Genomic DNA, 7,774 nt, shown 5'->3' on the forward strand with positions numbered 1-7,774 from the left:
ACTTTGGTACGGGGTGGTGGGCCGAACCCTGCCCTGGGGAGTCTTTGGGACGCCGTGGGGCGGGCTGGTGTGCCGAACCCTGCCCTGGGGAGACTTTGGTACGCCGTGGGGCGGAGGCGGACCTCTGCACGGCGACGGTCAGGCGTCTTCCTCGTCCCAGATCCGGACCTTCTTGGGCTTCTTCGGCTTCGGTGGTCTGGGCCCGTGGACCGCTTCCTGCTCTTCCTTCCAGCAGCGGTAGAGCATGAAGAGGATGCCGCCGACCGCCGCCGCCCACCACTGCAGCGCGTAGCTGAGATTGATGCCGGCATACGTCCCGGGAGTGGGTTTGGGCAGCGCGGCCAGACCCTTCCTCGTCGCCGGTGCGGCGGGCTTCTCGGTCCGCATCAGCACGTAACCGCCGGTGAGCAGGTCGTCGTGGGTGAGCGTGGCGATCCGGTCCAGGTTGATCGAGGAGACCTGACCCGGGACGTCCTTGTTACTGGTCGCCTGCTCGCCGGGTTGCAGCCAGCCGACGACGGTGAGCGTGCCGCTGGGGGTCGGCGGGACGGTCTCCGGCGCGGCGGCGGTGCGGCCGTTCTCGATCCAGCCCCGGTCCACCAGCACTGTCGGCCCGTCGTCCTGCCGGAACGGTATGACGAGTTCGTATCCGAAGTAGCCGTCATTGGGGCGGTTGCGCACCAGCAGCTTCTTCGCGGGCTCGTAATGTCCGACGAGCTTCACCTGCCGCCATGTGTCGTTCGGGGTGAGCTTGCTGCGCTTGTCGGGCAGGATGGTGGTCACCGCGACGGGTGGGGCGTCGTAGTTGTCCGACACCTGGTGCTGGGACAGCGACTTCCCCTCGTAGCGGTGCCACTGCCACCGGCCGAGGAAGACACAGGCGACGGCCCAGACGACTGCGATCAACAACCAGGTCAGCCAGCGTCGGGTGAGAAGCCTGCGGAGCACCCTCTGACGGTAACTGTCCTACCCTGGAGTCCTATGACCAGCCTCGACAAGACCGGCGCGGGCCTGCCGGACACGTTCGGTCGAGTGGCCACGGATCTGCGTGTGTCACTGACCGATCGATGCAACCTGCGCTGCACCTACTGCATGCCCGCCGAAGGCCTCGACTGGTTGCCGAAGCCGGAGATGCTCACCGACGACGAACTCGTGCGGCTGGTGGACATCTTCACCCGGCTGGGTGTCACGTCGGTGCGGCTGACTGGTGGGGAACCCTTGCTGCGGCGGGGACTGCCCGACGTCGTGCGCCGGTTCGCCGAGCTCGAGCACGCGCCCCGTATCGCGATGACCACCAACGGCATCGGCCTGGACCGACTGGCGCAGCCGCTGGCGGATGCCGGCCTCGAACGCATCAACGTGTCGCTGGACACCGTCGATCCCGAGCGTTTCCAGCAGTTGACCCGCCGCAACCGGTTCGCCGACGTGGAGCGCGGCATCAAGGCCGCCCAGGACGCCGGGCTGCGGCCGGTCAAGATCAACGCCGTCGCCATGCACGACCCGAAGGGCAAGGACGACCCGGCGGATCTGCTGCAGTGGTGCCTGGACCGCGATCTCGCGCTGCGGTTCATCGAGCAGATGCCGCTGGACGCGGGGCACACCTGGGAGCGGCAGACGATGCTGACCGCGACAGAGTTGCGCGAGACGCTGGGGCGTCGCTTCGAGCTGACGCCGCTGCCCGACGAAGCACGCGGCAGCGCTCCCGCCGAGCTGTTCCTCGTCGACGGTGGCCCTGCGACGGTCGGGGTCATCGCGAGCGTCACGGCGCCGTTCTGCGGGGCGTGCGACCGGGTGCGGCTGACCGCGGACGGCCAGGTCCGCAACTGCCTGTTCGCCCGGGACGAGGGTGACCTGCGTGGTCCGATGCGGGCCGGCGCGAGCGACGAGGAGATCGCCGATCTCATCCGCGCGACGATGCTGGCCAAGCGCCGTGGTCACGGGATCGGCGATCCGAACTTCCAGCAACCCGACCGGCCGATGTCGAGTATTGGCGGCTAGAGCTCGTCGATCGCCTTGATCTCCAAGGGGAACCGCCGAAAGCTCAGGAACTCAGAGAGGGTCGTGCGGTGCTCGTCACAGGCGAGCCAGATCTTGTGCCGGTCCTCGGCGTGGATCTTCGGGTTGCGCCATACCAAGGCGTATGACGCCTCACGCCGACAGCCCTTCGCGCTGCACTGCGTGGGCTGGTCGGGAGCCGCGCCGGGCAGCCGCATCAGCGGTGTCCGTGCAGTTGCCGTCGCTGGTCGGTGACCCGCCCACGCCCGCGCACCTGCTGGCGCTTCTGGTTGGCGGCGTTGGCGCCGATCACTGCCACCTCGGGCAGCAGCACCGCCATCACGACGCAGATCCACCGCAGCGGGCCGTCCAGGAAGTAGGCGAGCACGAAGGCGGCTGTGCGGATGGCCATCGCGATGGCGTAGTTGCGCATCCGGTTGTCGAGGTCGTGTTTGCCCGGCATCGGCAGGTCGGTCGCCGACTGCACTGAGGGTTGTTCGTTCCGGCGCGGCACAGCCTCAGTCTAGGCGCGGTGTCTGTGCGGCCCGTGCGCGCTACCGCGCGGTAGTCCAATAGCCTGTGCAGTCGTGCCGCCAGGCACGCGACGACCGACGAGGAGAGGGCCAGATGCCGCAGCACGTGTTGATCACAGGAGGCAACCGAGGCATCGGCCGGGCGATCGCGGAGGCGTTCGTCGCGGCCGGCGACGACGTGGTGGTGACCTCGCGCAGCGGCACCGACGGTCCGACGGGCGCGACGACCGTTGCCTGCGATGTCACGGACACCGCGTCGGTGGACGCTGCGTTCACGGCCGCGGAGGAGCATTTCGGTGGCCCCGTGGAAGTGGTCGTCGCCAACGCCGGCATCACCCAGGACACGCTGCTCATGCGGATGACGGACGAGGACTTCGACCGGGTGCTGGAGACCAACCTGACCGGAGCGTTCCGGTGCGCCCGCCGGGCGACCAAGGGCATGATCCGCCGCAAGGGCGGCCGCATCATCTTCGTGTCCAGCGTGGTCGGACTCTTCGGCGGTCCCGGCCAGGTCAACTACGCAGCGTCCAAGGCCGGTCTGGTCGGTATGGCGCGCTCCATCGCCCGCGAATTGGGCAAGAAGGCGATCACCGCCAATGTGGTGGCCCCCGGCTTCATCGACACCGACATGACGCGGGCCCTTCCGGAGGCACAGCGCAAGGCCTATGTGGACTCGATCCCGGCCGCCCGGCTGGCCGAGCCCGACGAGGTGGCCCAGGTCGTGCGCTTCCTGGCCAGCGACGCCGCCGGCTACATCAACGGCGCCGTGATCCCGGTCGACGGCGGCCTCGGCATGGGCCACTGAGGCGCCGCACCACCGCACAGCACCAACTCACCGACAGCTGAACCGCACCCAGTAGAGGAGTCGACGTGGCAGGCATCGTCGAAGGCAAACGACTGTTGATCACCGGCATCACGATGGAGTCGTCCATCGCGTTCCACGTGGCCCGGATCGCACAGGAACAGGGCGCCGAAGTGGTCCTGACATCGTTCGGCCGCGTCATGCGCATCACCCAGACCATCAGCAAGCGGTTGCCGCAGACACCGCAGGTGCTGGAGCTGGACGTGACCGAGCAGGGCGATCTGGACAGCCTGGCCGACCGGCTCAGCGCGGCCGGATTCGACTCGCTCGACGGTGTCCTGCACTCGATCGGCTTCGCACCTCCCGGAGCGTTCGACTTCATGGCCGGCACCTGGGAGGACGCGGCGACGGCATTGCAGGCCTCGGCATACTCGCTGAAATCGCTTGCTGTTGCTGCGCTTCCGTTGATGACCGAGGGTTCGTCCCTGGTCGGCTTGACCTTCGATGCGAAGTTCGCCTGGCCGGTCTACGACTGGATGGGTGTCGCCAAGGCCGCGTTCGAGTCGACCAACCGCTATCTGGCACGCGACCTGGGACCGAAGCAGATCCGCTCCAACCTGGTCTCCGCAGGACCGGTCCGGACCACGGCGGCCAAGTCGATCCCCGGCTTCGAGCAGTTCGAGCAGGTCTGGAGCGAGCGGGCTCCGCTCGGCTGGGACATCACCGATCCGGCCCCTGCCGCGCAGGCTTGCGTCGCGTTGCTGTCGGACTGGTTCCCGGCCACGACCGGTGAGATCGTGCACGTCGACGGCGGCGTCCACGCCATGGGGCAGTAACCGGTTCCGGTCATGGCCGACTCGGACGCCGCGCAGGTGCTCGGAGCACGAATCCTGCGCGGCCCCAACCTCTATTTCACCCGGCCCGCCGCCAAACTGACGCTGGGCGTTCCGGGATTCGTCGCTGCCTCGGTGCCGCAGCTGACGTCATTGGCCCACGACCTCGGGGTGCGTGGGCGTGATCCCGGGGAGCCGGGCAGCGAGGGCCGGCGCGGCTTCGTGCTGCGTGTCGTCGAGCGGGTCGTCCGGTTGGTGATGCGGGAGGCCGGCGTGGTCCGCATCGGGGTGCGGGTGCGTGCCGGGGCGGGGCCGGACGAGGTGGTGGTCGCCTTCGCGCTCAACCACGCGGGCCGGGCCAGGGTGATCGCGGACGTTCTCGCCCCGGTGCTCCACGACCTGTTGGCCGGGCAGCTTGTCACCCCGACACTGGCCGCGGCCGGTGCCCGAGTGCGTGCCGAACCGCCCGGTGAGCGTGTCCGGGCGCTGCGTCCGAAGGTGCCTGTGGTCGCGGTGACCGGCACCAACGGCAAGACGACGACCACCCGGTTGATCGCTCACCTCGGTATGACGGCAGGGCTGCGGACCGGTTGGAGTTCGACCGACGGCGTGTTGGTGCAGGGCGAGGTGGTCGAGTCGGGCGACTACTCCGGCCCGGGCGGAGCACGTGCGGTGCTCGAGGCTCCCGGTGTGCAGTTCGGCGTGCTGGAGACCGCGCGTGGCGGCATGCTGTGGCGCGGGCTGGGCACGGCATACAACGACGTCAGTGTCGTCACCAATGTCAGCGCCGACCACCTGGGCATGGACGGGATCGACACCCTCGACCAGCTGGCCGAGGTCAAGGCGATCATCACCAAGATCACCAAACCCGAGGGCTGGGTGGTGCTCAACGGCGACGATCCGCGGGTGTGGGCGATGCGCTCGACTGCGGGCGGACGGCCGTGGTGCTTCAGCCTGGACCCGGGATCGCCCTCGCTCCGGGAGGCGCTGGACGCGCACGGACGTGGGATCACCGTGCTGGACGGCGACATCGCGGTGCTGGAGCAGGGTGCGTCACCGGTCCGCCTGGTGAGCCTGGTCGATGTGCCGATGACGCTGTCCGGCCTGTCCGAGCACAACATCGCCAACGCACTGGCCGGCGCGGCCGCCGGCCTCGGCGCCGGGCTGTCGAGGGATGCCGTGGCGCAGGGACTGCGCACCTTCACCCCCGATCACCGGCTGAACCCCGGCCGGATGAACATCTACACCGTCACGCTCCCGCAGGGCGGCACGGCCACGGTGGTGCTCGACATGGCACACAACGAGGCCGGGCTGGAGGCGCTGCTGCGCGTGGGCCGCGGCCTGGTGCGGCCGGGCTCGCAGCTCCAGCTCGGGCTCGGCACCGGCGGCGACCGGACCGACGAGATCCTGGTGCGCATGGGCGAGCTGGCCGGCCTCGGTGCCGACCGAGTGCAGATCCAGCACAAGGAGCACTACCTGCGCGGTCGGTCTATGCAGGATCTGGAAAGTCTTATGCGCCAAGGACTTTCGCACGTCGGAGTACTGCCCACGGCGTCGTGGCCCGACGAATTCAGCGGTCTGACCGGGCTACTCGGCGCCGCACACGACGGAGACGTGCTCGCGTTGATGACCCACTCGCACTGGGCGCAGCTGCACCACTGGCTGATGACGCACGGCGCGACGGCGGACGACGCGGCTGCGGTCCGACGCAAGGCTGTTGCGGCCCGTGGCGAGCACGAGGCAGAAGCGGAGATCGCGGCGGTGTGGGCGCTCGACGACGCCGATGCCCGGATCGACGCCGCATCGGCTCTGCACCAACGGTTTCCGAAGGACGGTCGGGTGCGGTACGAGCTTGCCGGCACCCTCGATTCCGCCGGACGCGAGGCGGAGGCGCTGGAGTGGTACGACCGGGCCGTCGGTGTCCGGCTGGACGAGCCGTACCGGCACCGGGCGCTGCTGCAGCAGGCGTCCACGTTGCGACACCTCGGCCGGCTGGAGGAGTCCCTCGCCATACTCGACACGTTGCTGAGGGACTATCCCGACAACAGTGCCGTGGTGCTCTTCCGCGCACTCACGCTGCATGACCTCGGCCGGGACACTGAGGCATTACGTGACACCGCAACGCAATTGGTCACCATCAGCGCCGAACCGGATGTGCAGCGCTACCTCAACTCGTTGACGCGGTTCACCTCCGAGATCGCTGAACGATCTCGCACTGCGCGAGACTGAGCCCATGCCGGATGTCGCGAACGACCTGCGGAGACCTTCGCCGCCTTCCGACTGGGTGACCGCGGAGCGGATCCCTACGAAGCGCCGGACGCATCTCGGTAGTCCGATCTTCACGCAGACCGTCCGGCTCCGCAGCCTTTCCGCGGAGTCAACGCCGTGACCGCCTGGCCCTACGAGTATGGGGTCGTGAGTGCGTCGATGACCCGCATTGCGTTCTGCTCCAGGTCATCGGTGGCGGTGAGGCGTACGCACGGCGCCGTGGGCAGCTCGGCACAACCGGCGGCGAAGGTCGCTGCCAGGTGCTCGCGCCGGTCGGCCACGGTCGTGCCCCAGCGGGCGTCGCGCTCGACCAGGCGACGACGTTGTTCGCTGTCGTCGAGGTCGAACATCACCAGGACGTCGCATCGCGGATGCGGACGCATTCCGTCCAACAGGTAGACCGGTGCCTCATTGATCGGAAGACCGCCGAACCGAGAGCGGCGGACGAAACGCTCGAAGTCGCAGTCGGGTGTGGTCCGTCGTTCGCCGACCGGAGTGCAGAGGGCGCGGTCGAGCGCGGCCCAGTCGTAGGCCAAGGGGGTGGCGAAATAGTCAGCCGGCGTCCGAGCGGCGGCGCGTGGCACGAAGAAGTAGTCGACCGGGACCCGTGCGAACCGTTCGGGCTGCTGCGCCTCCAGGAACTTGGCCAGCGTCGACTTTCCGGACGCGGCCGGGCCCATCAAGCAGACGATCACACGTCGATCCAATCAGGACCGGCCGACATCAACGGCTCGCTTGAGACGGATGGTGGGAAGCTCCCGATCGTCAGCACGGTTCTGTCGGAGCGAACCATGCTCAGCCAGGCGGCACAGCAGTATCAAGCCGCACGCCAATGAAGGCCGTCGAAGTGGGTCCGATGTACGGTGATCGGTTGTCGGTGGTCACCCCTAGACTCGAACACAGATAGCAAGTTCTGTAGACGACTGGGGGTGAAGGGTATGGCCGGTGAAGCAACCGATGGCGGAGATCGTCGGTTGGTGGACGTGTCTCAGCTTGCGTCGTCGGTGGCGGATGCGGTGATGACCTTGGTCGCTGAGGGCGGTCGTGTCGATGCGGCTGCGGGGCCGAGGGAGTTCTCCCGGGAGCGGCTGGGTGGCGTGATTCTGGCGGTGGAGGCGGTGAAGGGGTTCGCTGATGCGGTGTTGCTGGATGCGACGTCGGCGTTGGTGGAGGACCTGGCCGCTGATCATGGTGTGCCGGTGGATGACCCGCGGTATGCCGAGAAGGTTGCGGTGCATCGCAAGAGTGCGTGTCGGGCGGTGGTGCACGAGGTGCAGTTGCTGACCGGTTCGACGTTGACCGCGGCGCGGGAGCGGGTGCGGTTCGCCACGGCGATGGAGCAG

9 protein-coding genes are annotated in these 7,774 nt (G+C 68.4%); 5 read left to right on the forward strand and 4 right to left on the reverse strand.

What is annotated here, in order from left to right; translation table 11 throughout:
• Positions 1 to 138 precede the first annotated feature (138 nt).
• Positions 139 to 948, reverse strand: a complete 810-nt coding sequence (locus ACTHL4_RS11205; protein ID WP_440282847.1) for an SURF1 family cytochrome oxidase biogenesis protein — start codon at positions 946 to 948, stop codon at positions 139 to 141.
• 33 nt (positions 949 to 981) lie between these two features.
• Here ACTHL4_RS11205 and moaA point away from each other — a divergent pair, with 33 nt between their 5' ends.
• Positions 982 to 1,998, forward strand: coding sequence for a GTP 3',8-cyclase MoaA (gene moaA, locus ACTHL4_RS11210; RefSeq protein WP_440282848.1), 1,017 nt, complete (start codon positions 982 to 984; stop codon positions 1,996 to 1,998).
• Here the strand turns inward: moaA and ACTHL4_RS11215 are convergent.
• On the reverse strand, positions 1,995 to 2,213 hold the full coding sequence (locus ACTHL4_RS11215) for a hypothetical protein (protein ID WP_440282849.1): 219 nt from the start codon (positions 2,211 to 2,213) through the stop codon (positions 1,995 to 1,997). The two genes, moaA and ACTHL4_RS11215, sit on opposite strands and share 4 nt — an antisense overlap.
• Positions 2,213 to 2,509 carry a DUF3099 domain-containing protein gene (locus ACTHL4_RS11220; protein WP_440282850.1) on the reverse strand — a complete coding sequence of 99 codons (297 nt, stop codon included), beginning with the start codon at positions 2,507 to 2,509 and terminating at the stop codon, positions 2,213 to 2,215. The genes ACTHL4_RS11215 and ACTHL4_RS11220 overlap by 1 nt, the downstream gene beginning before the upstream one ends.
• Before the next feature lie 113 nt (positions 2,510 to 2,622).
• Between ACTHL4_RS11220 and ACTHL4_RS11225 the strand changes: the two genes are divergently transcribed.
• From ACTHL4_RS11225 to ACTHL4_RS11235, 3 genes are all read left to right on the forward strand, one after another.
• Positions 2,623 to 3,333, forward strand: coding sequence for a beta-ketoacyl-ACP reductase (locus ACTHL4_RS11225; protein WP_440282851.1), 711 nt, complete (start codon positions 2,623 to 2,625; stop codon positions 3,331 to 3,333).
• Between the two features lie 65 nt (positions 3,334 to 3,398).
• Positions 3,399 to 4,166, forward strand: coding sequence for an enoyl-ACP reductase FabI (gene fabI / locus ACTHL4_RS11230; RefSeq protein WP_440282852.1), 768 nt, complete (start codon positions 3,399 to 3,401; stop codon positions 4,164 to 4,166).
• Positions 4,167 to 4,178: 12 nt separating this feature from the next.
• Entirely contained in the window at positions 4,179 to 6,392 is a 2,214-nt protein-coding gene (locus tag ACTHL4_RS11235; RefSeq protein WP_440282853.1) for a tetratricopeptide repeat protein, read from the forward strand.
• Positions 6,393 to 6,562: 170 nt separating this feature from the next.
• Here ACTHL4_RS11235 and ACTHL4_RS11240 read toward each other — a convergent pair whose 3' ends face one another.
• Entirely contained in the window at positions 6,563 to 7,126 is a 564-nt protein-coding gene (locus ACTHL4_RS11240) for a hypothetical protein (protein WP_440282854.1), read from the reverse strand.
• Positions 7,127 to 7,450: 324 nt separating this feature from the next.
• Here ACTHL4_RS11240 and ACTHL4_RS11245 point away from each other — a divergent pair.
• A partial coding sequence (locus ACTHL4_RS11245; RefSeq protein ID WP_440282855.1) for a hypothetical protein occupies positions 7,451 to 7,774 on the forward strand: 324 nt, incomplete at its 3' end.

It is taken from the genome of Flexivirga sp., from assembly GCF_051955415.1.
Taxonomy (GTDB): Bacteria; Actinomycetota; Actinomycetes; order Actinomycetales; family Dermatophilaceae; genus Flexivirga.